This is a genomic window from Mixta gaviniae (genome assembly GCF_002953195.1).
Taxonomy (GTDB): domain Bacteria; phylum Pseudomonadota; class Gammaproteobacteria; order Enterobacterales; family Enterobacteriaceae; genus Mixta; species Mixta gaviniae.
In genome coordinates, this window is the sequence record NZ_CP026377.1 from 2,515,991 (window position 1) to 2,540,080 (window position 24,090).

Genomic DNA, 24,090 nt, shown 5'->3' on the forward strand with positions numbered 1-24,090 from the left:
TTCTCGCTGTGACATCCTTTCATTATTCCTTCCTGCTGAGTATCAGGCCGCAGCGCCTTTCGGCTGTGAGGCGATATGGCCGGCCCATAGGCTGGCGACCCATTTCACACCTTTCGGCGTAAAGCGCGCTTGTGAAAAGGCATGCTGGTTTTCGCCTACCCCGGAGCGCAGGGTAAAACGGCCAGCGTTCAGATGCTGCTGATGCGGCGTCAGGGTGCCGCTCATACGGTACATAATATTACGCTCCAGCAGGAACTGACGGAACTCAGGCTCTTTCACCTTCAGCATTTTGCACACCTGACGGAAACCCATCGATTCCTCTTCAACCGTGACGTAACGGTCGAAGAATTCCGCCTTGGGGCGAAAAGCGCCAGCTGCTGCTCTGCCTTCTGGCGCTGCTCGAACTGCTCAGCCCAGGCGCGCGCCGCTTCGGCGGGGTTGGTAAAATCGGGCAGGTGCGCCACTTTTTCGCGCTCCTGCCAGCGATCGAGCGCTTCCGCCGTAAAGGCTGGTGAGAGGCGGGCGACAGCCAGCACCGAGTCGCGCTTGTTAAGGCGATACTCCTGGCGCACCGTTCCGTCGGCTTCGTAATCCCACGCCGTCAGAGGCTGCGACAGCCGCTGCGCGGTTTCCAGACTTTTGATCAGACGTTTCACTTCGCCATGGGTATTACCGGTCATCTCAGCGATTTCACGGCTACTCATTGTGACGGATTGATGAAGAGCGTTCAGGCTCTCAGTTGAAATCATCATAGCTTCACCATTTACTTGCAAATAGCAACAGCCCCGTGAGGGAGTACAAATAGTATACTGATTACTGTGTGGATATCCAGTATTTTTTTTAATCAATGCAGATTTGCGGGGCGTCGCGAAGAAAACAAAAAACTTTTTTGGCCAGCTGTGACAAGCTATTGATAAAGCATTATCTTTTGAAAGCGGCTATAGTAGTGCCACACCTGCAACCGCCCCTTTTATCCTGTATCGCGAGGAGAGTCCGCCTTGAATGCCAGCACCATTTACAGTCTTTTCATTATTGGTTCCGTGCTGGTGGCTTCAAGCATCCTGCTCAGCGCTTTCTCTTCCCGCTTAGGCATCCCTATTTTGGTGATCTTCCTCGCGCTCGGCATGCTGACCGGCGTGGACGGCATCGGCGGCATCGCCTTTGACAACTATCCCCTCGCCTATATGGTCTCTAACCTCGCGCTGGCGGTGATCTTGCTGGACGGCGGCATGCGCACCCGCGCCAGCTCGCTGCGCGTGGCGCTGGGCCCGGCGCTATCGCTGGCGACGGTCGGGGTGATGATCACCGCCGGGCTGACCGGCGTGGCCGCCGCCTGGCTGTTTCATCTGGATATGATGCAGGGCTTTCTGATCGGCGCGATCATCGGCTCTACCGATGCTGCCGCGGTGTTTTCGCTACTGGGCGATAAAGGGCTGAACGAACGCGTCAGCTCAACGCTGGAGATTGAATCGGGCAGCAATGACCCGATGGCGGTGTTTCTGACCATCACGCTGATTGAGATGATCCAGCAGGGCGAAACCGGCCTGAGCTGGATGTTTGTGGTGCATCTGATCCAACAGTTCGGCCTGGGCATCGTGCTGGGGCTGGGCGGCGGCTGGGCGATTCAGCAGCTAATCAACCGTATTTCACTGGCGAACGGGCTTTACCCTCTGCTGGCGGTCAGCGGCGGCATTCTGGTGTTTGCCCTGACCACGGTGCTGGAAGGCAGCGGCATCCTCGCCGTCTATCTGTGCGGCTTTCTGCTGGGCAACCGGCCGATCCGTAACCGCCACGGCATTTTACAGACTTTCGACGGCATGGCCTGGCTAAGCCAGATCGGCATGTTCCTGGTGCTGGGCCTGCTGGTCACCCCTTCCGATCTCTGGCATATCGCCGTGCCGGCGATGCTGCTCTCGCTGTGGCTGATCCTCTTCGCCCGTCCGGTATCGGTGTTTGTCGGCCTGCTGCCTTTCCGCAGCTTTACGCTGCGCGAACGCGTCTTTATCAGCTGGGTCGGCCTGCGCGGCGCGGTGCCGATTATTCTGGCAGTATTTCCGATGATGGCCGGGCTGGAGAATGCCTCGCTGTTCTTTAATATCGCCTTTTTCGTGGTGCTGGTCTCGCTGATGCTACAGGGTACCTCGCTCGGCTTTGCCGCCAAAAAGGCGAAGGTGATTGTCCCACCGACCGCCTCGCCGATTAGCCGCGCCGGGCTGGATATCCATCCGGAAAACCCGTGGGAACAGTTTGTCTACCAGCTGAGCGCCGATAAATGGTGCGTCGGCGCCGCGCTGCGCGATCTGCAGATGCCGCGCGAAACGCGTATCGCCGCGCTGTTCCGCAACAATGTGCTGATGCACCCGACCGGCAATACCCGCCTGCGCGAAGGCGACGTGCTGTGCGTGATCGGCCGTGAACGCGATCTGCCGGCGCTCGGCAGGCTGTTCAGCCAGTCGCCGCCGGTGGCGCTCGATCAGCGCTTCTTCGGCGACTTCATCCTTGACGCCGATGCGCGGCTGCGCGACGTAGCGCAAATCTATGGCCTGGAGCTGAACGACGAGACCAACGACCAGCAGTCGCTGGGCCAGCTGATCCTCGGTATGCTGGGCGGTGCGCCGGTGGTCGGCGATCAGGTGGAATGGAACCAGCTGATCTGGACCGTCGCGGAGAAAGAGGATAATCAGGTGATCAAAATCGGCGTGCGCGTGCCGGAAGAGAAGGAATAATCCTGGCCGCGACGCCTCGAATTTCCCGCCAGAACGACTACGCTTAAAGTTCACGTCTTTCCTGGAGGGAAATAACCCATGGGTCATGTAGTCAAAATTGGTCGCTACGAGATTATTGATGCAGATCTGAATGCTGAGCCGGCCGACACCATTAGCATTCCCTGTCAAACCAATCCCGGTCTTAGCTACCAGCTTGACGGCTGGGACGAAGAGACCAGCGTTCCCGCGTGGATTGACGGCCAGCCGGTGGACCTTGAGATTGGGCATTATGACAAGCAGCAGGATCGCTGGATTTTGAAAAAACCGGCCTGAGCGATCGGTCAGATTGCGCCAGCGCCCGCCTGAGGGCCGGGTCCAGGAAGCAGCCGCCGGGCTGCTCCTGATTTTATGACTTTCCGCTTTCCTTTTTCTTCACTTCTCTCTACCCTGTGCAGCTCAAAAAATACAGGACGTTAACTTCCTTAATGCAAAAATTTACCCTTTTATTGCTGAGTCTGGTGCTGCTGGCCCCGCTGGGCATCGATCTCTATTTGCCGACGCTGCCAGATATCGCGGCGGGGCTGGCGACACCGGTCGCCACGGTGCAAACCACCATTCCCATCTTTCTGCTGGTGATGGGGCTGGGGCAGATCGTTGCCGGCCCGCTGGTGGATAACTTCGGTCGTAAGCCGATCGCGATGATCGGTCTGCTGCTCTATATCTGCGGCAGCGCGCTGGCCGCCTGCGCAGTGAACTGGCCGATGTTTTTGCTGGCGCGCGTGGTGCAGGGCTGCGCCGTCTGCTGCACAGCGGTGGTGGCGTTCAGCGGCGTGCGTGACCGGCTGGCAGGCGATGAAGCGGCGCAGGCCTACGGCTTCCTGAACGGCGCGCTGAATATCGTTCCGGCGCTGGCGCCGATGCTGGGCGGCTTCCTGGCGGAAGCGTTCGGCTGGCGCGCGCCGTTCTGGTTCCTGGTGTGCTACGCGCTGTTTATCAGCCTGCTGATTGGCCTGCTGCTGCCGGAAACGCGTCCGGCGGACACGCGCAAGGTAAAGGGTCTGCCGCTGCGGCAGTATGGCGCCATCCTGCGTGAGCCCCGCTTTCTCGCTTTCGCCTGCGCCAATGCGGGCGCGCTGGGCATGGTGTTGACTTATGTCTCGCTGGCGCCGCATGTGCTGATGACCGAAGGCCGTCTGAGTGCCCTGCAGTTTTCCATCGCCTTCGGCGCCAACGGCTTCTGGATTATGCTGGTTAGCGTGCTGGTGAATAAGATGATCCGCAAGGTCGGCCGCCCGCTCTGTCTGGCGATCGGCACGCTGGCGATGCTGTTGGGCGCCGTACTGCTGTTCGCCGGTGAGCAGCTGTTCCCTCTCCACCTGCAGACCCACTGGGCGCTTTATATGCTGCCGGTAGCGATCTCGGTTGCCGGGCTCGCCTTTACCGTCGGGCCGGCCACCAGCTATGCGCTGGAGCCCTATCAACAGCAGGCGGGCGTCGCCTCGGCGTTAGCGGGATTTATTCAGATGGCAGGCGGCTCGTCGGCCAGCCTGCTGATGATGGCGTTGCCGCTGGCGGAAAAGGATGCGCTGGCGCTGATGATGCTGGCGGGCGCAGCGCTCACCTTTCTGGCGTGGCGCTGCAGTAAAAAGATGCGCGGCTCGCTCACCGCGCTGTAACGCTTATTGCACGTCTACCGGCACCCGCGACGCGAGCGCGCACATCAGCTCATAGCCAACGGTGCCGGCGCTGCTGGCCACCTCATCGATTTTAATCTGATCGCCCCACAGCTCCACCTTCGAGCCGATGCCCGCCTGCGGACAGGGGGTTAAATCAACCACCAGCATATCCATCGAGACCGCGCCAAGGGTATGCGTGCGCACGCCATCCACCATCACCGGCGTGCCGGTAGGCGCATGGCGCGGGTAGCCATCGGCATAGCCGCAGGCGACGACGCCGATACGCTGTTCCGCCTGCGCATGATAACGATAGCCGTACCCGACGCCCGCTCCCGCTTTCAGCGGCTGAACGGCGATAATGTCGCTGGTAAGGGTCATGGCCGGTTTCAGACCGGTGCCGGCGATATCCTGCCACTGCCCGCTCGGCGAGGCGCCGTACAGCACGATGCCGGGACGTACCCAGTCAAAATGCGCTTCAGGATGCCACAGCGTCGCCGCCGAGTTGGACAGCGAACGCGGACAGTTTAGCCCTTCCGCCGCCCGCTCGACCTGTTTCATCGGCTCCAGGATGCCCTCTTCCCTTTCCGCCTCGGCGAAGTGGGTCATCAGCGTCATTTCGCCGACATTCTCCAGCGCACGCAGTTTCTGCCAGACGTTATGCACCTGCTCCGGCAGAAAGCCCAGACGGTTCATACCGGTATTGACCTTAACGTAGATATCCAGCGGCGCGCTCAGCTGCGCCTCGGCGATCGCCTTAATCTGCCAGTTGCTGTGGACGCTGGTGGTCAGACGATAGCGATCCAGCAGCGCCAGCTCATCGCGATGGAAAAAGCCTTCCAGCAGCAGGATCGGTTTTTTCCAGCCGCGCTCGCGCAGCAAAATCGCCTCCTCAATATTTAACAGGGCGAAGCCGTCGGTATCGGCAAGATGCTGCCAGATACGATCGAGACCGTGGCCGTAGCCATTGGCTTTTACCACGGACCAGACGCGAGAATCGGGCGCGGCCTGGCGAACAACCGCCAGGTTTTGCCGCAACGCAGCGCTATGTATCGTTGCGACAATCGGACGTGACATAACCTCTCCTTGTAACTCGTTAACCTGTAACGTTAGCGTTATGCAACTGCGGGTGGGTGACCGGCGCAAAACCAGGCAGATAACGCAGTACGGACAGGTCATCTGCGGCGATAGCCGGCTTTTTGCCAGAGATAATATCAGAAAGCAGCTGCCCTGAACCGCACGCCATGGTCCAACCGAGCGTACCGTGACCGGTATTGAGATAAAGATTCTTCAGCGGCGTGGCGCCGACGATCGGCGTACCGTCCGGCGTCATCGGGCGCAGGCCGGTCCAGAAGCTGGCCTGCTCGATATCTCCGCCGTGGGGATAGAGATCGCGCACCACCATCTCCAGCGTTTCGCGCCGCGCCGGCAGCAGACGGGTATTAAAGCCGACGATTTCCGCCATGCCGCCTACGCGGATGCGTTGATCGAAGCGGGTAATCGCCACCTTATAGGTTTCATCCAGCACGGTAGAGACCGGCGCGCCCGCCTCATCGCGCAGCGGAATGGTCAGCGAGTAGCCTTTCAGCGGATAGACCGGAATCGATACGATATCTTTGAGCAGCGCAGTGGACCAGGAGCCAAAGGCGACCACATAGCTGTCCGCCGTCAGCACCTCATTGCCACACTTTACGCCCACAATGCGGTTGCCCTCGCGCAGCAGCTGATCCACTGGAGTGTTAAAGCGGAAAGTGACGCCCGCCTGCGCCGCCATCTCCGCCAGCCGCTGGGTAAACAGCTGGCAATCGCCGGTTTCATCGTTCGGCAAGCGCAGCCCGCCGGTCAGCTTATGATGGGTCGCTGCCAGCGCCGGCTCCACGCGAGAAAGCTGATGCGCCTCCAGCAGCTCGTAGGGTACGCCCGCCTCTTTCAGTACGGCGATATCCTTGCTGGCGCTTTCATACTGCTGCGCGGTGCGGAACAGCTGCAACGTGCCGCCCTGGCGCCCTTCATAATTGATGCCAGTCTGCTCGCGCAGCGCTTTGATACAGTCCCGACTGTATTCCGCAATGCGCACCATGCGGCCTTTATTTTCCTGATAGTGACGGATATCGCAGTTGCGCAGCATTTGCCACATCCACTCCAGCTGAAAGCGGCTGCCATCAAGACGGATCGCCAGCGGCGCATGGCGCTGGAACATCCACTTCATCGCCTTAAGCGGCACGCCCGGCGCCGCCCAGGGCGCCGCATAACCCGGCGAGATCTGCCCGGCGTTGGCGGCGCTGGTTTCCTGCGCCGGCCCGGCCTGACGATCGACGACGGTGACATCATGGCCTGCCTGCGCCAGATACCACGCGCTGGCGACGCCGACTACTCCACTTCCCAGAATGACAACTCGCATAACTCCCCCGCGGCAAACCATTAAGAACAATATACTGAATCCAGGCCACTATGGCGGATGATAATTTTGCAGCATCCGCGCCTACATAACGGTGACATATTTCACATCTTTTTTACCTTACCGGTAACTAAAAACAAGCTGGCGCGGTAATTTCGGTGGAAAATAGTGTGTTCACGCAGATCTCAGCAGTAAGTGACGTGGTTAACGGGAAATTGTGCGGCGCTCAGCAGAAATTATCAGCGCCATATAAAAAAGAGATAAACGATATTAAATTCTATGGATGCGTTATTTAATCGCATTATTCATTATTTAAAATCTCCTTTTTCCGCCCCGCTTTATTTTGTATCGCAGTTTCATATTGCATTCCGGATTCAGATGGAAAACAGTGAACTATCATTAACACTGTTCGCTCAGTTTTTTGGGCTGTCTTGTTCGGGATGAGCCTTAAACAACAGGAATCTGCGCGGCTGATGCCGCACGTTCAGATTCATCAACGAGGGGTGCGCTATGGCGACAATATTTGACGATCCGGTTAAGGACAGCAAACGACTCAGTGACGGACCCGACTGGACCTTTGAGCTACTTGATACCTACCTGGCGGAAATCGATCGCGTGGCGAAACATTACCGTCTGGAGACCTACCCGCATCAAATTGAAGTCATTACCTCCGAGCAGATGATGGACGCCTACTCCAGCGTCGGCATGCCGATCAACTACGCCCACTGGTCGTTTGGCAAAAAATTCATCGAAACCGAACAGCGCTACAAGCACGGACAGCAGGGGCTGGCCTATGAGATCGTGATTAACTCTAACCCCTGTATCGCCTACCTGATGGAAGAAAACACCATCACCATGCAGGCGCTGGTGATCGCCCACGCCTGCTACGGGCACAACTCTTTCTTCAGAAACAATTATCTGTTCCGCAGCTGGACCGATGCCAGCTCGATTATCGATTACCTGCTGTTTGCGAAAAACTATATTGCCGAGTGCGAAGAGCGCTACGGCGTAGAAGAGGTGGAGCGCTTGCTCGACTCTTGCCATGCGCTGATGAACTATGGGGTGGATCGCTACAAGCGCCCGCAAAAGATTTCGCTGCAGGAGGAGAAAGCGCGGCAGAAGAGCCGTGAAGAATATCTGCAAAGCCAGGTCAACACGCTGTGGCGTACCCTGCCGCGCCGGGAGAAAGAGGAAGTGCAGCAGGAGAAAGTGCGCTTCCCTTCTGAACCGCAGGAAAACTTACTCTACTTTATGGAGAAGAACGCCCCGCTGCTGGAGCCCTGGCAGCGTGAGATCCTGCGTATCGTGCGTAAGGTCAGCCAGTACTTCTATCCACAGAAGCAGACGCAGGTGATGAACGAAGGCTGGGCGACATTCTGGCACTACACCATCCTTAATCATCTCTACGATGAGGGGAAAGTGACGGAGCGCTTTATGCTGGAGTTTCTGCACAGCCACACCAACGTGGTTTTCCAGCCCGCCTACAACAGCCCCTGGTACAACGGCATCAATCCCTATGCGCTCGGTTTCGCCATGTTCCAGGATATCAAGCGCATCTGCCAGTCGCCGACCGAAGAGGATCGCTACTGGTTCCCCGATATCGCCGGATCGGACTGGCTGGAAACGATGCACTTCGCCATGCGCGAGTTTAAGGACGAAAGTTTTATCAGCCAATTCCTGTCGCCAAAGGTGATGCGCGATTTCCGCCTGTTCACTGTGATGGACGATGACCGTAATAACTATCTGGAAATCGCCGCGATCCATGATGAATCGGGCTATCGCGCTATTCGCCAGCAGCTCTCGGCGCAGTATAACCTGAGCAATCTGGAGCCGAATATCCAGATCTACAATGTCGACCTGCGCGGCGATCGCTCTCTGACGCTACGCTATGTGCCCCACCAGCGCTCGCCGCTGGATAAAAGCCGCCGTGAGGTGCTGAAGCATGTGCATCGTCTCTGGGGCTTTGACGTCCATCTAGAGCAGCAGAATGAAGATGGCAGCGTGGAGATCCTCGATCGCTGCCCACCGCGCCCCAATAGCCTGTAGCCGCGGCATCAGCGGAAAAGCAAAAGGCCGGATAACTTCCGGCCTTTTTTAGGGTGTCTGCTCAATTGGCGACGCGATGCAGATTGCCCGGCATGAAGCGTTACCCGGCCTTTTTATTGCCGCCCCATCCGCTAGCGACGCTGCAGATCGTCCGGCATGGTTTGATGCATGCTGTGCCAGATCTCGCCGCTACGGCGGCCGTAATCACGCACGGCGGCAACGATATTTTCCGGCTCGGTGCCGTCGCAGAAGGCCAGCAGCTGCTGATAAAAGCGTAATGCCAGCGTGCGCGCTTCCGGATTGGAAAAGTAGTGGCGGCCAACGCGGGTATAAAGCCCTTTCAGGCCGTTGAGGATCAAGCCGTAAATCGGGTTGCCGGAAGCGAAAGCCAGCCCGCGGAAAACGCGGTAATCCAGCTCGGTATAGGCATCCGCCTGATCCTCGACCTCGCCGACGCTTTCCAGCACCGCGCGCGCCTGCTCAGGAAAATGACGAATGGCGCGACGAATAAAAATCGAGGAGATATTGGTGCGCACGGAGAGCAGGTTATCGATCAGTTGCGGCACGCTGTCGTGATCGAGGCGCGCCAGCGTTTCCAGAATATTCAGGCCAGAGGTTTCCCAGAAATTATTCACGCGTGTCGGCTTACCGTGCTGAATTGTCAGCCAGCCGTCGCGCGCCAGACGCTGCAGTACCTCACGCAGCGTAGTGCGCGTAACGCCAATCAGTTCAGAAAGCTCGCGCTCGGCGGGCAGGATAGATCCAGGCGGGAAACGGCTGTTCCAGATACTCTCGATGATATACTCTTCCGCGAACCCGGCCGGGCTCTGCGCCTTTATAACCATAGCGTTATATTCTCGTTGCTTCATCATTAGGCAATATGCAGCTCATCATACCAGAGGCCCCAGGCATCACCTAGCCTCGCTGCGTTTAAAACTTTAACCCAGCGCAAATATCGAGGAAATCTCCGGCCGATCGGCAGCAAGCGCATTGCCACCGCCGGACGCGCCGTTTACCCTTTGCCTCTGAATTTTTCATCCTGCATGAGGATACTGTGACATATGGATATTTCCGCCGGCCGCGCCCTGACGCGTAATTTTCTCGGGCAGTCCCCCGACTGGTATAAGCTGACGCTGTTAGGCTTTCTGGTAATCAATCCCCTGCTGTTCTTTTTCGTCAGCCCTTTTCTTGCCGGCTGGCTGCTGGTAGCGGAGTTTATTTTTACTCTCGGTATGGCGCTGAAATGTTACCCGCTGATGCCCGGCGGACTGCTGGCGCTGGAGGCGGTGGCGATCGGCATGGCGAGCGCGGAGCAGGTCAAACAGGAGCTGGCTAACAATCTCGAAGTACTGCTGTTGCTGATCTTTATGGTTGCCGGCATCCACTTTATGCGTCAGCTGCTGCTGTTCGTCTTTACCCGACTGCTGTTGTCGATTCGCTCGAAGGTGTGGCTCGGTCTCTCCTTTTGCATGGCCGCCGCTTTTCTCTCCGCCTTTCTGGATGCGCTGACAGTCGTGGCGGTGGTGCTGAGCGTGGCGACCGGTTTTTACGATATTTATCATCGTGTACTCTCTGAGGGCGACGCGGCGGCCGGGCCGGCCGGCGAGGAGGCGCATCGCGAGACGCTGGATAAATTTCGTTCTTTTCTGCGTAGCCTGATGATGCAGGCGGGCGTGGGTACGGCGCTGGGCGGCGTGATGACCATGGTCGGTGAGCCGCAGAACCTGATTATCGCCAAGGCGGCCGGCTGGGATTTTGCCGGCTTCTTCCTGCGCATGGCGCCGGTGACGGTGCCGGTTCTGGTGTGCGGCCTGCTCACCTGCGTGCTGCTGGAGCGCTTTCGCCTGTTCGGCTATGGCGAGCCGCTGCCGGAAAAAGTGCGTCAGGTGTTAATGGCATACGATCGCGAATCGCAGCAGAAGCGTACCCGCCAGGAGCGACTCAACCTCTGGATCCAGGGCATTATCGCCGTCTGGCTGATCGCCGCGCTGGCGCTGCACCTGGCGGAGGTGGGGCTGATTGGCCTGTCGGTAATTATTCTCGCCACCTCGCTGTGCGGCGTAACCGATGAGCATGTCATTGGCCGCGCCTTCTCCGAAGCGCTGCCTTTTACCGCGCTGCTGGCAGTCTTTTTCGCCATCGTGGCGGTGATCGTGCAGCAGGATCTCTTCAGCCCGCTGATCCACTTCGTGCTGCAGGCGGAGCCGGGCATGCAGCTGACCTGGTTTTATGTCTTTAATGGCCTGCTCTCTTCCATCTCGGATAACGTTTTTGTCGGCACCGTTTATATCAATGAAGCGAAGCACGCCTTTACCAGCGGCGCAATCACTCTGCAGCAGTTTGAGCTGCTGGCGGTGGCGACCAATACCGGCACCAACCTCCCTTCGGTGGCGACACCTAACGGCCAGGCGGCGTTTCTGTTTATGCTGACCTCGGCGCTGGCGCCGCTGATCCGCCTCTCTTACGGTCGGATGGTGTGGATGGCGCTGCCCTACACGTTGGTGCTGTCGCTGGTGGGGCTGTTCTGCATTATGTACGCTCTGGAGCCGATGACGCTGTGGTTTACGCAGCACGGCTGGCTTAGCCTGACGACCCTGCCCGGCAGCTAAGCGAAAGCCGATGCTTTTTAGCGCTGTTTTTTCGCTGCCGTGGCTGGCAGCGAAAACGTTTTGCTTTACACTGCCGATTCAACGCTAATCATATGGAAAGATTTATGTTGCGATACCTGAACCAATGCTCAAAAGGACGAGGCGCCTGGCTGTTAATGGCGTTAACTGCGTTTGCGCTTGAAATGGTCGCGCTGTGGTTTCAGCACGTGATGATGCTAAAGCCCTGCGTGATGTGTATTTATGAACGCTGCGCGCTGTTTGGCGTGATGGGGGCCGGGCTGGTGGGCGCGATCGCGCCGAGAACGCCGCTGCGCTATGCGGCGCTGGCGATCTGGATCTACAGCGCCTGGGAGGGGCTGCGTCTCTCCTATCAGCATACGATGATTCAGCTGCACCCGAATCCTTTCGTCACCTGCGATTTCGCCGCCCGTTTTCCCGACTGGCTGCCGCTGGACAAGTGGCTGCCAGCCGTATTTGTCGCAACCGGCGACTGCTCGGAGCGCGTCTGGTCGTTCCTGACGCTGGGGATGCCGCAGTGGCTGATGGTGATTTTCGCCGCCTATTTGCTCGTGGCGCTGCTGGTGCTGGTGGCTCAGCCGTTTAAACCCAAGCGCCGCGATCTTTTTAGCCGCTGATTAGCCGGCCGGAGCGGGAGCGCGCTCCGGCCACAAAACCTTAACCGCCGGCGCGGGCTTTCCGCGACGTCCGCTAAAGCTTAACCGGCGGCGCGGCAACAGTGTTCTGCGGCTGCGGCCTCTTCGCCGGCTGCGCGATCAGACCTTCCACTCCGGCCGGTTAATAATGTGATCTTCCCAGTCTCTGACCTCGCTTTCCCGCACCGCAATATGACGTACCGAAATACGCGCAGCATGCATTGCCGCTTTCGATCCGCTGCGTAGCGGATGCCATACCGGCAGGCCTTTACCTTCCGCCAGCAGGCGATAGGCGCAGCTGGGCGGCAGCCAGGAGAAGGTCGGCAGGTTTTCGCGCGTCAGCTTAATGCAATCCTCTTCATACTCGAAGCGGCGCTCGTAGTTGCGGCACTGGCAGGTTTTGATGTTCAGCTGGTTGCAGGCGACGTTGGTGAAATAGATTTCATCGGTATCGGCGTCCTGCAACTTATTCAGGCAGCACTGACCGCAACCGTCGCACAAGGATTCCCATTCCTCATCACTCATTTGTTCCAGGCTTTTCGCCTGCCAGAAAGGGGTATCAGTCATTGTGATGTCCGGTTAAGCAAAAGCGCACCTTATAAACAGTCCAGGCTTCAGATGCAAGTGTCACAGCACGCGTGTACTGATGCCGTGGCCCGCCAGCGACACCTCCAGCGTATCGCCGGCGTGCAACGGGCCTACCCCTTCCGGCGTGCCGGTCAGGATCACGTCGCCGGCGCGCAGGGTGAAATATTTGCTCATGTAGGCGATCAGCGGCAGGATCGGCGTTATCATATCCGCCGTGCTGCCCTGCTGGCGCAGCTCGCCGTTGATCAGCAGCTTCAGCTCGCTCTGCTGCGGATCGCCGGCAAACTGGTTAGCCGGAATAAAACCGGAGAGCGGGCAGGAATTGTCAAAGCCTTTGGCTTTTTCCCACGGCTGCCCCGCTTTCTTCAGGCCAGCCTGGATATCGCGCAGCGTCAAATCGAGCGCGACGCCGTAACCGGCAATCGCCTGCGCCACGTGCGCCTCGCTGGCCTGCTTCAGCGTGGCGCCGATCAGCACCGCCATCTCCACTTCATGATGCACGGCGCCGAGATCCTGCGGAATCGACAGCGGCTGACGCAGGTCGCAGAGCGCCGTTTCCGGCTTAATAAAAATCACCGGTTCCTGCGGCGTCGCGCTGCCCATCTCTTTAATATGCTTCGCGTAGTTGCTGCCGACGCAGACAACCTTACTTACCGGAAAATCTAACAACGCGCCCTGCCAGTTACGATGTTGGTACATGCTTTTCCCCTTGCTGAGAGTGACAGCGCCGACCCGGCGCCGATTGCTACTGTTGCGCCACGGCATCCGCCATTTTGCCGATGCTGATGGCGAAGTAATAAGAGCGGTTCCAGCGCATGATGGTGCGGAAGTTGTCATACACCATAAAGGCACGGCCGCCGACATCGTCCGGCAGAATGATCCAGGCGCGCTGTTTGGTATCGGGCAGCGTGGCGCCCTCCGTCAGCCGTACGCCGAGCTTCTCCCATTCGCCGACGGTTTTCGCCTGCTGCGTTTTCGTGCCCGCCAGACTGGCGTCGAAATCGACCGGCAGCACCGCCTCCTGGCCCCAACTTTGGTCGGCGTGCCAGCCCTCTTTTGCCAGATAGTTAGCCGTCGAGGCGAATACGTCGCGGGTATTGCGCCAGATATCGATTTTACCGTCGCCGTCGCCGTCAGCGCCGTAGTTGAGATAGGAGCTGGGCATAAACTGGTTTTGCCCCATCGCCCCCGCCCAGGAGCCTTTCATCTCCGGCGCAGTGATATGGCCCTGCTGAATCATCTTCAACGCGGCGATCAGCTCATTCGTGAAGAACGTTTCGCGGCGGCCCTCGAAAGCCAGGGTGGCGAGCGCGGAAATAATATCTTCGCGGCCCTGCAGCTGCCCAAAGTTGCTCTCCATTCCCCACAGGGCAACGATATATTGCGGCGGCACGCCATACTGCTGGCTGGCCGCCATCAGCTCGCTTTGATGTTCCTGAAGGCGGCTGCGGCCCAGCGCGATTTTTTTCGCGGTCAGCACGCGCGCCAGGTAATCATCCAGCGTGATCTTCTGCTCCGGCTGATTGCGATCCGATTTAATCACCCGATCGACGAAATGAATATCGGCGAAGGCGCTGTCAATGGTCTGCGCGTCGATACCCTGCGCGCGCGCCCGTGCCTTTAACTGCTCGACGTAGGCGGGGAATTCCGCCGGATCGCGTCCCTGCGCCGCCAGCGTGTTGTTGCCCGCTGCCGGCTTAAGGAAACCGCCGCCCGACTGCGCGGCGGCGGCCGGCGCGGCGGGCGAATTTGCCGGCGGCGCTGACGAGACGCTATTTTTGCTGGCGCATCCCGCCAGCATTATTGAAATCAACGTCGCATTCAGAGCATTCAGCTTCATACCAGTTCCTTATTAATCATTGGGTCCAGCGGGAATTAAATTGAAGATTTATTCAGCGACGTTTTATTTTACAGATGAATCTGAATTAAACCGGATCGCCTTTTCCGAGATGTATTTTCAACAGATCTTCCGGCGGCGGCGGAAGCTGCAAATAATAACCCTGATCCTGGAGCGCCTGTTTCACTTTTTCGATGTCGGCGTTGGCCAGTTTCTTAGTGCGTTCAAGGGTTAACACCATCGCCAGCTGCGGTCTGCCGAAACCGCGCAGCAGTTCCTGCGGCACGCGGGAGAAATCGTCTTTTTTTTCAACATAAAGATAAGTCTGGTCACGCAGCGGACTTCTGTAGATCACACAAAACATATTTTTTACTCGAATTAACCGGGGTGGTGGCTTGCCTGAATATAGCAGTAACTATAACATGCTTGCAGTGGTTAGGAATAATGTCCCGCCTTGATTACGCGCTGGCTAAATCAGGCATAATTTGGTCGGGTTTAGACATAACAGGACTGAGTCAGGACAGATGTCGCAAACGCCAATAGAGTTTAAAGGCAGTAGTTTTACTCTGTCTGTTGTTCATTTACACCACACGCATCCCGATGTGGTACGTCAGGCGCTTCAGGACAAAATTGACCAGGCACCTGCCTTTCTCAAAAATGCGCCCGTGGTTCTGAACGTAGCCGCCCTGGATGGCGACGTGAACTGGAAGCAGATGCAGCAGGCTATTGCTTCTACGGGCTTACGCATTGTAGGCGTTAGCGGCTGCAAAGATGAGGCGCTGAAGCGCATGATCGCGCGCGCCGGCCTGCCGATTTTGTCCGAAGGTAAAGAACAAAAGAAAAGTCCCGAGCCTGAGCCGGTAGCGGCGCCTGCGCCGGTGCCGGTGCCGGAAAATGTGGTGACGAAAACCCGGCTGGTGACGACGCCGGTGCGTTCGGGCCAGCAGATCTACGCACGCAACGCCGATCTGATCGTCACCAATAGCGTCAGCGCCGGCGCCGAGCTGGTTGCCGATGGCAATATCCATATTTACGGCATGATGCGCGGACGTGCGCTGGCTGGCGCCAGCGGCGATCGCGACTGCCAGATATTTTGCACCAGCCTCTCTGCGGAGTTGGTTTCTATCGCCGGGGAATACTGGCTGATGGATCAGATCCCCGCGGAATATTTTGCAAAAGCAGCGCGTCTTAGCCTGAAGGATGGCGCGCTGACTATACAGACATTGAATTAGGCCCCTTTTTCTTTATAAGGAATTCTTATATATGGCACGCATTATTGTAGTTACATCCGGCAAAGGGGGCGTTGGCAAGACCACGTCAAGCGCGGCCATCGCAACCGGTCTGGCACAGAAAGGGAAAAAAACCGTCGTGATCGATTTCGATATCGGTCTGCGTAATCTCGATCTGATTATGGGCTGTGAAAGGCGCGTGGTGTATGACTTCGTCAACGTGATCCAGGGCGACGCCACGCTGAATCAGGCACTGATTAAAGACAAACGAACAGAAAACCTCTATATCCTGCCTGCTTCGCAAACCCGTGATAAAGACGCCCTGACCCGTGAAGGCGTTGAAAAAATCCTGAATGAATTAAACACGATGGGGTTCGACTTCGTCCTGTGCGACTCGCCGGCGGGCATTGAGACCGGCGCGCTGATGGCGCTCTATTTCGCTGACGAAGCGGTGATCACCACTAACCCGGAAGTGTCGTCCGTACGTGACTCCGACCGTATTCTGGGCATTATCGCCTCAAAATCGCGTCGCGCGGAAAACGGACAGGAACCGGTAAAAGAACATCTGCTGCTGACGCGCTACAATCCTGGCCGTGTCAGCCGCGGCGACATGCTAAGCATGGAAGATGTGCTGGAAATTCTGCGTATCCCGCTGGTCGGCGTGATTCCGGAAGATCAGTCGGTGCTGCGCGCTTCCAACCAGGGTGAACCCGTGATTCTGGATAAAGAATCCGACGCGGGCAAAGCCTACGCCGACACCGTTGACCGGCTGCTCGGTGAAGAACGCCCCTTCCGCTTCATTGAAGAAGAGAAGAAGGGATTCCTGAAACGTCTGTTCGGGGGATAAACCATGGCCTTACTCGACTTCTTTTTATCCCGTAAAAAGAACACCGCCAACATCGCCAAGGAAAGGCTGCAGATTATCGTAGCAGAACGCAGGAGGGGCGATAGCGAGCCCCACTATCTGCCACAGCTGAAGCGCGACATTCTGGAAGTGATTTGCAAATATGTGAAGATCGATCCGGAAATGGTGACCGTTCAGCTCGATCAGCGCGGCGATGATATCTCGATACTGGAACTCAACGTGACGCTGCCGGAAATGGAAGAAGCTGCGAAATGACGTTTTCCTGTTTCTGACCTTCCCCTGCCTTACGCAGGGGAAACTTTTTTGCTGACTATTGCGGATAGTCAGCCAGCACCTGCTTGATATCCTGCTCCATTAGCTCGCCACGCCAGCCGCTTACCAGTTCAGGCAGCCGCTCGCGCGGTTTGATCTGCCAGTGCCAGCTTAACAGCTGATTGATTTGGCGACGTGACGCCAGCAGTTCGGTGCTAAGCCCGCTGCGCTCGCTGACCGCCTGCACCACCGCCTTCAGCGCCTTAAACGCTTTTTTATACAGCGGATGCTCATTGATATTCATCAGCGCCAGTGGCAGCGCCTCTTCCGGCAGGGCATTAGCCGCGCTTACCATATCCAGCAGCGTTTTGCCGTGGAAACGAATTTCATGGCCGCTCAGCCCTAAGTGATCCAGCTCACCCAGCGTGCCCGGCAGGTAGCGTGCCACCTTCCACAGGTTCTCCTCACGCACCACGAAGTTGACCGCCATATTCTTCTCGCGCGCCAGCTTCAGACGCCAGGCGGCCAGGCGCTGCAGCGCCGCCAGTTGACGCGGACGCAGCAGCGAAGCGTTGCCAATTTCGCGATACGCCTCTTCCGGCTGCAGAATATCGGTGCGGCGCTGGCACAGCAGCAAACATTCGCTGCGCGCTGCCTCCAGCTGGCCGGCGGCGGCCGTTTCGTCCATCAGCGTATGGGCGATCGGCAGTAGCCAGAAGACATCCGCCGCGGCATATTCGCATTGCCGTGCGGAGAGCGGACGCGCCAGCCAATCGGTGCGCGATTCGCTTTTATCCAGCACTTCGCCGGTAAAGTTCTCCACCATCGCCGCAAAGCCCATCGACAGCGGACGGCCGCTGAACGCTGCCAGGATCTGGGTATCGATCAATGGCGTCGGCAGCACGCCGAAACTATGCAGAAAGACCTCAAGATCTTCGCTGCCGGCGTGCAGGAATTTGGTGATGCTGCTGTCGCTCAGCAGTGCGATCAGCGGCTGCCAGGCGGTAATGGTCAACGGATCGACCAGAGAGATCTGCTCGCCATCGTAAATTTGCAGCAGGCCCAGCTGCGGGTAGTAGGTGCGGGTACGGACAAATTCAGTATCGAGCGCGATAGCGCGATGCTGGCGCGCCGCCTCACAGCAGGCTTGCAGCGCTTCGTTGGTGGTGATGTAGGTGTAATTCAAATCCTTGCTCTCTTGGCAGCGGAACATGCGTCGCTGATGCTTTAGTGAATGACAATAAAAACGCCGGATTCTCCGGCGTTTTCATCAACATTCTAACACAGTCCGCGCCGTCAGGCGGCAGGCGCTTTGCTTATCTCGTCGCGCAGAGCGCGGCGCAGAATCTTACCGACGTTGGTTTTCGGCAGCTCCTCGCGGAATTCGACAATCTTTGGCACCTTGTAGCCGGTCAGATGACGACGGCAGTGGGCGATCAGCTCTTCTTTGGTCAGCGTGGCGTCTTTTTTCACGATGCAGATTTTGACCGCCTCGCCGGAAAGATCGCTGGGAACGCCGATCGCCGCCGCCTCGCGCACTTTCGGATGCTGCATCACCACATCCTCAATTTCGTTGGGGTAGACATTGAAACCGGAAACCAGAATCATATCTTTTTTACGATCGACGATGCGCAAAAAGCCCTCTTCATCGACGGTCACAATATCGCCGCTGTAGAGCCAGCCCTGCTTCAACACCTCATCAGTGGCGTCAGGACGCTGCCAGTAGCCGGTCATCACCTGCGGGCCCTTAATGCAAAGTTCGCCCGGCTGCCCTTCCGCCACCTCATGGCCGTTATCGTCCACCAGTTTGATATCGGTCGACGGCACCGGCAGGCCGATGCTGCCGTTATGACAGGTGATATCGTACGGGTTGACCGAGACCAACGGCGAACACTCGGTCAGCCCATAGCCCTCCAGCAGATAGTGGCCGGTCAGTTTTTCCCAGCGCTCCGCCACCGCCTTTTGTACCGACATCCCGCCGCCGGCCGAAAGGCGCAGCGTGGAGAAATCGAGCTGCTGGAACTGCTTGTCGTTCAGCAGCGCGTTAAACAGCGTGTTGACGCCGGTAATGGCGGTAAAGGGATATTTTCCCAGCTCCTTCACGAAGCCGGAGATATCGCGTGGATTAGTGATCAGCAGATTCTGGCCGCCCAGCTCGATAAACAGCAGGCAGTTCACCGTTAGCGCGAAGATATGATAGAGCGGCAGCGCCGTTACCACCAGCTCTTTCCCGTCGCGTAGCAGCGAACCATAGGTGGCTTTGGTCTGCTCCAGGTTGGCCTGCATATTGCGGTGCGTCAGCATCGCCCCTTTGGCGATGCCGGTGGTGCCGCCGGTATACTGCAGAAAAGCAAGATCCTCGTTGACGAGATCGGGCCTGATATAGCCAAGCTGCGCGCCCCGCTGCAGCACGCTGCGGAAAGAGACCGCGTCCGGCAGATTATATTTCGGCACCAGACGTTTGATATATTTCACCACGAAGTTAACCAGCGTGGCTTTCGCAGGTGAGAGCTGGTCGCCCAGGCGCGTAAGAATCACATGTTTGACCGGCGTCTTCGCCACGACCTTTTCCAGCGTGTGGGCGAAGTTGGAGACAATAACGATCGCTTTGGCGCCGCTGTCGTTGAGCTGATGCTCCAGCTCGCGCGGGGTATAGAGCGGATTAACGTTGACCACCACCATGCCGGCGCGCAGCACGCCAAACAGCGCCACCGGATACTGCAGCAGATTGGGCATCATAATCGCGACGCGATCGCCTTTGCTCAGCCCCAGCTGGTGCTGGAGATAGGCGGCAAAAGCCCGGCTACGCTGCTCCAGCGTACGGAAACTCATCGACTGTCCCATATTGGTAAACGCGGGACGATCGGCATAACGCTGGGCCGCCTGTTCAAACAGATCGATAAGCGACGTATAGCGATCGGCATCGATCTCGGCCGGAACATCGGCGGGGTAACGGTTCAGCCAGACCTTATTCAAGGATTCACCTCGGAAATCATATTTATTCGCCATCGCAGCCTCAGCGTTGCACAACCGTTAACAATATTTTAACTCATTGTACCAGTATGTCTGGTTCACTGATTTCAGGCTGCGAAGCCCATCACTAAATTTTTATTACCGCTAAAACGAAACGGCCCGGTCACAGGTCTGTGGCCGGGCCGTCAACAACTGCCGCCGCGCTTATTCGGTGAGGATCGTCTGCACCTGCGCGGGACCGGAATTGTAATAACCCATCCAGGGATTCGGGCCCCAGTAGCCCGGATGATGCCGCGTCGGTCCATACCAGATCCAGGGATCGATCGGTTGCGTCGGCATCATTACCTGCTGCTGAACGCGCCAGCGCTGGTAACCGGTGACATCCACCACCACAAAGGTGTAGCTGGCCTTGCCGATCTCCCCTTTTTCGCTGCCTTTAATGGTGCCGACCACCGTCACCATCTGGTTGGTGACGTCAACCGGGTCGATAAACCCGTTGACGTCCGCCCAGATGCGGCCGACGGAGGCGGCGCCCAGCCGGGGCCGCGCGCTCTCATCCAGCGGTTGCGTGGCAATTTCAAGCCGCGTACGGCCGTTAAGGTTTGTCACCTTCACCACTTTGCCGCCGAAGCGGGCCTCCTGACCGACATAAAGCTGTGGCGCGTTCATCACGCGCAGCAGATCCTGCTGCGGCATGGCGGAACGGCCCTTCACCGAATCAGGTACGCTTACGCAGCCGCCCAGCAATAACGCCGTCAACAGCATGGCTGACGCATTTATCAGATTTTTACGCATAGCTTTCTCCAGCAACCTGCCAGATTAGACTATTACCCAATAAATAAGTTGCCGCCAGCTAAACGCGGCCCGGCAATTTTTTCCATGTCACTTCATTACGCAGATAGGTCGGTTCCGCCTGCTCTGGCGGCAGCGATTTACCCTGCTGCCAGAGCTGCTGCGCCAGCGGCAGCATCGCCTCTGCGGTCGGCAGCGTTACTTCGCTTGCCAGCAGCGTCAGCGGGCTTTCCGCCGTCAGGTTCGGCCAGGCCTGCCAGCCGGTGCCGACGGTGGTCCATTCGCCTGACAACTGCTGCATACGCGCCAGCGCCGCCTCCGGCTTCAGCACCGCCTCGCTTTCTTCGCCGTGCCACTGGCCATCTTCCGCGCGCTGGTATTCCGCCCAGTAGACTTCGCCCATGCGCGCGTCGATTGCCGCCAGCACACGCGTGACGCCGTGGCGCTGCCAGGCGGCCTCGGCCATGGTCATCAGAGTGGAAACGCCCAGCAGCGGCAGACTAGCGCCGAAGGCAAGCCCCTGCGCGATGCCGATGCCAATGCGGACGCCGGTAAAGCTACCGGGGCCGCGGCCAAACGCCAGTGCATCCAGCTGGGTCAACGCCAGCTGATGGCGCGTCAGCATCTCTTCCACCAGCGGCAGAATGCGCTGGGTATGCTCACGCGCGCAGAGTTCAAAATGGGCGTCGACGACGCCGTCCAGCAACAGGGCGACCGAACAGGCTTCGGTCGCCGTATCAAGAGCTAAAATTCGCGCGGACATGACAACCTCGGGCGAGAAAATTTTTTCGGCGCGCATCTTAGCACAGCCTGAAGGGAATTACTCATTATCGGGCTGATGCAGAAAGCGCGCCGCCTGCTGCAGATCGCGGGTGCGCGGCGTCGGCGGCAGGCTGTTAAGGAACACCGCGCCGTAGGGGCGCATCACCAGCCGGTTATCGCAAATCACCAGCACGCCGCGATCGTCCACGTCGCGGATCAAACGGCCCACCCCTTGCTTCAGGGTGATCACCGCATCCGGCAGCTGCACTTCGTCAAAGGGATCGCCGCCGCGCAGCCGGCAATCTTCCATGCGCGCCTTCAGCAGCGGATCGTCCGGCGAGGTGAACGGCAGCTTATCGATAATCACCAGCGAGAGCGCGTCGCCGCGCACGTCCACTCCTTCCCAGAAGCTGCTGGTCGCCACCAGCAGCGCGTTGCCCGCGTCGACAAACTGCTTCAGCAGCTGCGCCTTGCCGGTTTCACCCTGCAGCAGCACCGGCAGCGTCAGGCTGGCGCGGAACTCCTCCGCCAGCGCGCGCATCATCTGATGAGAGGTACAGAGGAAAAAGCAGCGGCCATTGTTGGCTTCTATCAGCGGCAGCAGACGCCGCGCCAGCTGACGCGCGCCGCCGGGTTGGTTAGGCGACGGCAGATCGCGCGGCACGCAAAGCAGCGCCTGGCGCGCATAGTCGAAGGGACTGGTAAGGATCATGCTCTGTGCTTTATGCACCCCAAGCCGGTCCATAAAGTGGGTCATCTGTTCATTCACCGCCAGCGTGGCGGAGGTGAACACCCAGGCGGCGGGACGCTCATCCATCACTTCGCGGAAGCGCTCGGATACTGACAGCGGCGTTAGCGCCAGCACGAAATGGCGCGAGCTGCACTCATACCAGTAGCTGAAGCCCGGTTCGCCGATATTCTTCAGACGCTTCAGGCGGCTGCGATAGAGCGAAGCGCGATCGAAGGCGGCGTCCAGCAGCGCCGAACGCCCCAGCGACATCTTCGCCACGTCGTAACAGAGTTCCAGCGCATCATCCAACAGCGTCAGCGACCGCTGTACGTCGCGGTCGGCCAGCACTTCGCGCAGATTACCGCGAAAACCGGGCTCGCCCAGCGCCAGGCGAAAATCCTGCGCGCTCTGCGCCAGCCGGTCGGCCGATTTTTGCAGCTGCTGCACGTCGCGCACCTCGGTGCGGTAGGCAATGGTGATATCCTTCGCCAGATCCAGCAGCTGACGGCTGGTGAGCTGCTGGCCAAAATATTGACTGGCGATATCCGGCACCTGATGCGCTTCATCGAAGATCATCACGTCCGCTTCCGGGATCAGTTCGGCGAAGCCGCTCTCTTTCACCACCATATCCGCCAGAAACAGATGGTGGTTGACCACCACGACATCGGCGTCCATCGCCCGGCGGCGCGCTTTCACCACAAAGCACTCTTTATAGAGCGGGCAGTCGTTCCCCAGGCAGTTGTCATTGGTGCTGGTGACCAGCGGCCAGATGGCGCTGTCTTCCGCTACGCCGTCGCAGCTGCTGATATCACCGTCCCGCGTTTCGCTGGCCCAGCTGCGCAGATAGACCAGATCGCTAAGGGTCTGTACGGTCAGCTCGCCGCCGGTCATCGCCTGCTGCTCCAGACGCTCAAGACACAGGTAGTTGGTGCGCCCTTTCAGTAGCGCGGTTTTGCCTTTGTAATCCAGCGCCCGCGCCACGCCCGGCAGATCGCGGCTATAGAGCTGATCCTGAAGCGCCTTCGAACCGGTGGAAATGATCGCTTTTTTACCGGCGCGCAGCACGGGTGCCAGATAGGCATAGGTTTTTCCCGTGCCGGTGCCCGCCTCCACCACCAGTTCGCTGCGCTGTTCTATCGCCTGCGCGACCGCCGCCGCCATCTGCTGCTGCGCTTCGCGCGGCCGGAAGCCGGGTATTGCCTGCGCCAGAGCGCCATCAGCTGCAAAATCGTCTGCCACATATCCTCACTGGTCGCGTTAAAACGGCCTGATTATGTCAGCATTCCCACGCGGTCTCTACAACAGATGACAGCGCAGGGCTAACTGTGCCAGGCTAACGGCGTTTAAAAAATGGAATAAGGAAGCTCGCTATGTCTGTTACCCGTATCGATCCTGAACACCGCATGTCAGAGGCAGTGATCCACAACGATACCGTTTATTACACCAGCGTCCCGGAAAACCTGGATGAAGATGCCGAAGCGCAAACGGCGAATGCGCTGGCGGTGATTGACAAACTGCTGACGCGCGTCGGTTCAGATAAGAGCCGCATCCTCGACGCCACTATTTTTCTCGTTGATAAGGCGGATTTCCCCGCCATGAACCGCGCGTGGGATGCCTGGGTCTCGCCCGGCAATGCGCCGGTGCGCTGCACCGTGCAGGCCGGCCTGATGAACCCGAAATATAAAGTGGAAATTAAAATCATCGCCGCGCTGAACCCGGCCTGATCACGCCTCGTCTTCATCCTCGAAGCGCGCTGCGATATGTCCGCCAGTATGCGACTGGCGGATCTCCTGCGCCACCAGCGTAATCGCCTCGCCGCTGCTCATGCCGTCCGCCATAAGCTGTTGAATACGCTCCACTGCCTGCTGCTGCTGCTCGTGGCTCAACGCCGGTAAACCTGTAAACATTCTGGCTCCTGTTCATCATAAAAAGGCGGCAAACAAACAGATGCCAGCGCCGGCAAAATATGCCAGGCTTG

Annotated in this window: 23 protein-coding genes and 2 pseudogenes; 10 read left to right on the forward strand and 15 right to left on the reverse strand. The window is 58.4% G+C overall.

The genetic code is table 11. From position 1 onward, the window contains the following. Positions 1-42 precede the first annotated feature (42 nt). A pseudogene (locus C2E15_RS11720) lies at positions 43-752 on the reverse strand (phage antirepressor KilAC domain-containing protein). Positions 753-998: 246 nt separating this feature from the next. On the opposite strand from C2E15_RS11720, the gene C2E15_RS11725 reads away from it, so the two are divergent. Beyond that, a complete protein-coding gene (locus C2E15_RS11725; RefSeq protein ID WP_104957525.1) occupies positions 999-2,726 on the forward strand; it encodes a potassium/proton antiporter in 1,728 nt (575 codons plus the stop codon). Here the strand turns inward: C2E15_RS11725 and C2E15_RS22405 are convergent. Beyond that, positions 2,667-2,813, reverse strand: a pseudogene (locus tag C2E15_RS22405) (hypothetical protein); the annotation flags it as partial. The gene C2E15_RS11725 and the pseudogene C2E15_RS22405 sit on opposite strands and share 60 nt — an antisense overlap. On the opposite strand from C2E15_RS22405, the gene C2E15_RS11730 reads away from it, so the two are divergent. Continuing rightward, positions 2,805-3,038, forward strand: a complete 234-nt coding sequence (locus tag C2E15_RS11730) for a DUF1480 family protein (RefSeq protein ID WP_104957526.1) — start codon at positions 2,805-2,807, stop codon at positions 3,036-3,038. The pseudogene C2E15_RS22405 and the gene C2E15_RS11730 overlap by 9 nt on opposite strands. Positions 3,039-3,190: 152 nt before the next feature. Beyond that, positions 3,191-4,381: a multidrug effflux MFS transporter gene (locus C2E15_RS11735; protein WP_104957527.1), complete on the forward strand. Its 1,191-nt coding sequence runs from the start codon at positions 3,191-3,193 to the stop codon at positions 4,379-4,381. 3 nt (positions 4,382-4,384) lie between these two features. Here C2E15_RS11735 and dadX read toward each other — a convergent pair whose 3' ends face one another. Then, on the reverse strand, positions 4,385-5,455 hold the full coding sequence (gene dadX, locus C2E15_RS11740; RefSeq protein WP_104957528.1) for a catabolic alanine racemase DadX: 1,071 nt from the start codon (positions 5,453-5,455) through the stop codon (positions 4,385-4,387). Positions 5,456-5,474: 19 nt separating this feature from the next. Further along, positions 5,475-6,779: a D-amino acid dehydrogenase gene (locus C2E15_RS11745; protein WP_104957529.1), complete on the reverse strand. Its 1,305-nt coding sequence runs from the start codon at positions 6,777-6,779 to the stop codon at positions 5,475-5,477. A gap of 507 nt (positions 6,780-7,286) precedes the next feature. Here C2E15_RS11745 and C2E15_RS11750 point away from each other — a divergent pair. Then, positions 7,287-8,822 carry a SpoVR family protein gene (locus C2E15_RS11750; protein WP_104957530.1) on the forward strand — a complete coding sequence of 512 codons (1,536 nt, stop codon included), beginning with the start codon at positions 7,287-7,289 and terminating at the stop codon, positions 8,820-8,822. Between the two features lie 131 nt (positions 8,823-8,953). Here the strand turns inward: C2E15_RS11750 and fadR are convergent, their stop codons facing one another. Continuing rightward, positions 8,954-9,667 (reverse strand): fatty acid metabolism transcriptional regulator FadR, encoded by a 714-nt coding sequence (fadR, locus tag C2E15_RS11755; protein ID WP_104957531.1) that lies wholly within the window; start codon positions 9,665-9,667, stop codon positions 8,954-8,956. A gap of 216 nt (positions 9,668-9,883) precedes the next feature. On the opposite strand from fadR, the gene nhaB reads away from it, so the two are divergent. Continuing rightward, the gene (nhaB, locus tag C2E15_RS11760) at positions 9,884-11,431 is read left to right on the forward strand and encodes a sodium/proton antiporter NhaB (RefSeq protein ID WP_104957532.1); all 1,548 of its coding nucleotides are present in this window, start codon (positions 9,884-9,886) and stop codon (positions 11,429-11,431) included. A 104-nt stretch (positions 11,432-11,535) separates the two neighbouring features. Then, positions 11,536-12,066 carry a disulfide bond formation protein DsbB gene (gene dsbB, locus C2E15_RS11765; RefSeq protein ID WP_104957533.1) on the forward strand — a complete coding sequence of 177 codons (531 nt, stop codon included), beginning with the start codon at positions 11,536-11,538 and terminating at the stop codon, positions 12,064-12,066. A gap of 138 nt (positions 12,067-12,204) precedes the next feature. On the opposite strand, the gene C2E15_RS11770 is transcribed toward dsbB, so the two are convergent. The 4 genes from C2E15_RS11770 to C2E15_RS11785 all read right to left on the reverse strand — a co-directional run bounded on the left by C2E15_RS11770 (position 12,205) and on the right by C2E15_RS11785 (position 14,873). Continuing rightward, positions 12,205-12,651 (reverse strand): YcgN family cysteine cluster protein, encoded by a 447-nt coding sequence (locus C2E15_RS11770; protein ID WP_104957534.1) that lies wholly within the window; start codon positions 12,649-12,651, stop codon positions 12,205-12,207. Positions 12,652-12,711: 60 nt separating this feature from the next. Then, a complete protein-coding gene (locus C2E15_RS11775) occupies positions 12,712-13,371 on the reverse strand; it encodes a fumarylacetoacetate hydrolase family protein (RefSeq protein ID WP_104957535.1) in 660 nt (219 codons plus the stop codon). A gap of 46 nt (positions 13,372-13,417) precedes the next feature. Next, on the reverse strand, positions 13,418-14,512 hold the full coding sequence (locus C2E15_RS11780) for a lytic murein transglycosylase (RefSeq protein WP_104957536.1): 1,095 nt from the start codon (positions 14,510-14,512) through the stop codon (positions 13,418-13,420). A gap of 85 nt (positions 14,513-14,597) precedes the next feature. Continuing rightward, entirely contained in the window at positions 14,598-14,873 is a 276-nt protein-coding gene (locus tag C2E15_RS11785) for a YcgL domain-containing protein (RefSeq protein WP_104957537.1), read from the reverse strand. A 160-nt stretch (positions 14,874-15,033) separates the two neighbouring features. Here C2E15_RS11785 and minC point away from each other — a divergent pair, with 160 nt between their 5' ends. The 3 genes from minC to minE are packed head-to-tail and all read left to right on the forward strand — an operon-like array spanning position 15,034 to position 16,858. Then, complete coding sequence (minC, locus tag C2E15_RS11790) at positions 15,034-15,741, forward strand: septum site-determining protein MinC (RefSeq protein ID WP_104957538.1); 708 nt, start codon at positions 15,034-15,036, stop codon at positions 15,739-15,741. Between the two features lie 31 nt (positions 15,742-15,772). Further along, positions 15,773-16,585, forward strand: a complete 813-nt coding sequence (minD, locus tag C2E15_RS11795) for a septum site-determining protein MinD (protein WP_104957539.1) — start codon at positions 15,773-15,775, stop codon at positions 16,583-16,585. Between the two features lie 3 nt (positions 16,586-16,588). Continuing rightward, positions 16,589-16,858, forward strand: coding sequence for a cell division topological specificity factor MinE (gene minE, locus C2E15_RS11800; RefSeq protein ID WP_038625795.1), 270 nt, complete (start codon positions 16,589-16,591; stop codon positions 16,856-16,858). A 55-nt stretch (positions 16,859-16,913) separates the two neighbouring features. On the opposite strand, the gene rnd is transcribed toward minE, so the two are convergent. The 5 genes from rnd to yoaA all read right to left on the reverse strand — a co-directional run bounded on the left by rnd (position 16,914) and on the right by yoaA (position 23,351). Further along, complete coding sequence (rnd, locus tag C2E15_RS11805) at positions 16,914-18,041, reverse strand: ribonuclease D (RefSeq protein WP_104959161.1); 1,128 nt, start codon at positions 18,039-18,041, stop codon at positions 16,914-16,916. A gap of 110 nt (positions 18,042-18,151) precedes the next feature. Then, positions 18,152-19,831 carry a long-chain-fatty-acid--CoA ligase FadD gene (gene fadD / locus C2E15_RS11810; RefSeq protein WP_146108547.1) on the reverse strand — a complete coding sequence of 560 codons (1,680 nt, stop codon included), beginning with the start codon at positions 19,829-19,831 and terminating at the stop codon, positions 18,152-18,154. 201 nt (positions 19,832-20,032) lie between these two features. After that, positions 20,033-20,623, reverse strand: a complete 591-nt coding sequence (locus tag C2E15_RS11815) for a Slp family lipoprotein (protein ID WP_104957541.1) — start codon at positions 20,621-20,623, stop codon at positions 20,033-20,035. A 58-nt stretch (positions 20,624-20,681) separates the two neighbouring features. After that, on the reverse strand, positions 20,682-21,383 hold the full coding sequence (gene tsaB / locus C2E15_RS11820; RefSeq protein WP_104959162.1) for a tRNA (adenosine(37)-N6)-threonylcarbamoyltransferase complex dimerization subunit type 1 TsaB: 702 nt from the start codon (positions 21,381-21,383) through the stop codon (positions 20,682-20,684). Positions 21,384-21,440: 57 nt separating this feature from the next. Next, the gene (gene yoaA / locus C2E15_RS11825; protein WP_104957542.1) at positions 21,441-23,351 is read right to left on the reverse strand and encodes a DNA repair helicase YoaA; all 1,911 of its coding nucleotides are present in this window, start codon (positions 23,349-23,351) and stop codon (positions 21,441-21,443) included. A 131-nt stretch (positions 23,352-23,482) separates the two neighbouring features. On the opposite strand from yoaA, the gene C2E15_RS11830 reads away from it, so the two are divergent. Continuing rightward, the gene (locus C2E15_RS11830; RefSeq protein ID WP_104957543.1) at positions 23,483-23,836 is read left to right on the forward strand and encodes a RidA family protein; all 354 of its coding nucleotides are present in this window, start codon (positions 23,483-23,485) and stop codon (positions 23,834-23,836) included. On the opposite strand, the gene C2E15_RS11835 is transcribed toward C2E15_RS11830, so the two are convergent. Beyond that, the gene (locus tag C2E15_RS11835) at positions 23,837-24,019 is read right to left on the reverse strand and encodes a YoaH family protein (protein WP_104957544.1); all 183 of its coding nucleotides are present in this window, start codon (positions 24,017-24,019) and stop codon (positions 23,837-23,839) included. Between the last annotated feature and the right edge of the window lie 71 nt (positions 24,020-24,090).

Coding starts and splice junctions, on each gene's coding strand:
- C2E15_RS11770 (WP_104957534.1), bottom strand. CDS start 12,651: ATGACTGATACCCCTTTCTGGCAGGCGAAAAGCCTGGAACAAATGAGT.
- C2E15_RS11730 (WP_104957526.1), top strand. CDS start 2,805: ATGGGTCATGTAGTCAAAATTGGTCGCTACGAGATTATTGATGCAGAT.
- C2E15_RS11735 (WP_104957527.1), top strand. CDS start 3,191: ATGCAAAAATTTACCCTTTTATTGCTGAGTCTGGTGCTGCTGGCCCCG.
- fadR (WP_104957531.1), bottom strand. CDS start 9,667: ATGGTTATAAAGGCGCAGAGCCCGGCCGGGTTCGCGGAAGAGTATATC.
- dadX (WP_104957528.1), bottom strand. CDS start 5,455: ATGTCACGTCCGATTGTCGCAACGATACATAGCGCTGCGTTGCGGCAA.
- nhaB (WP_104957532.1), top strand. CDS start 9,884: ATGGATATTTCCGCCGGCCGCGCCCTGACGCGTAATTTTCTCGGGCAG.
- C2E15_RS11745 (WP_104957529.1), bottom strand. CDS start 6,779: ATGCGAGTTGTCATTCTGGGAAGTGGAGTAGTCGGCGTCGCCAGCGCG.
- C2E15_RS11815 (WP_104957541.1), bottom strand. CDS start 20,623: ATGCGTAAAAATCTGATAAATGCGTCAGCCATGCTGTTGACGGCGTTA.
- minC (WP_104957538.1), top strand. CDS start 15,034: ATGTCGCAAACGCCAATAGAGTTTAAAGGCAGTAGTTTTACTCTGTCT.
- C2E15_RS11750 (WP_104957530.1), top strand. CDS start 7,287: ATGGCGACAATATTTGACGATCCGGTTAAGGACAGCAAACGACTCAGT.
- minE (WP_038625795.1), top strand. CDS start 16,589: ATGGCCTTACTCGACTTCTTTTTATCCCGTAAAAAGAACACCGCCAAC.
- C2E15_RS11775 (WP_104957535.1), bottom strand. CDS start 13,371: ATGTACCAACATCGTAACTGGCAGGGCGCGTTGTTAGATTTTCCGGTA.
- minD (WP_104957539.1), top strand. CDS start 15,773: ATGGCACGCATTATTGTAGTTACATCCGGCAAAGGGGGCGTTGGCAAG.
- dsbB (WP_104957533.1), top strand. CDS start 11,536: ATGTTGCGATACCTGAACCAATGCTCAAAAGGACGAGGCGCCTGGCTG.
- tsaB (WP_104959162.1), bottom strand. CDS start 21,383: ATGTCCGCGCGAATTTTAGCTCTTGATACGGCGACCGAAGCCTGTTCG.
- C2E15_RS11780 (WP_104957536.1), bottom strand. CDS start 14,512: ATGAAGCTGAATGCTCTGAATGCGACGTTGATTTCAATAATGCTGGCG.
- C2E15_RS11830 (WP_104957543.1), top strand. CDS start 23,483: ATGTCTGTTACCCGTATCGATCCTGAACACCGCATGTCAGAGGCAGTG.
- C2E15_RS11835 (WP_104957544.1), bottom strand. CDS start 24,019: ATGTTTACAGGTTTACCGGCGTTGAGCCACGAGCAGCAGCAGCAGGCA.
- C2E15_RS11785 (WP_104957537.1), bottom strand. CDS start 14,873: ATGTTTTGTGTGATCTACAGAAGTCCGCTGCGTGACCAGACTTATCTT.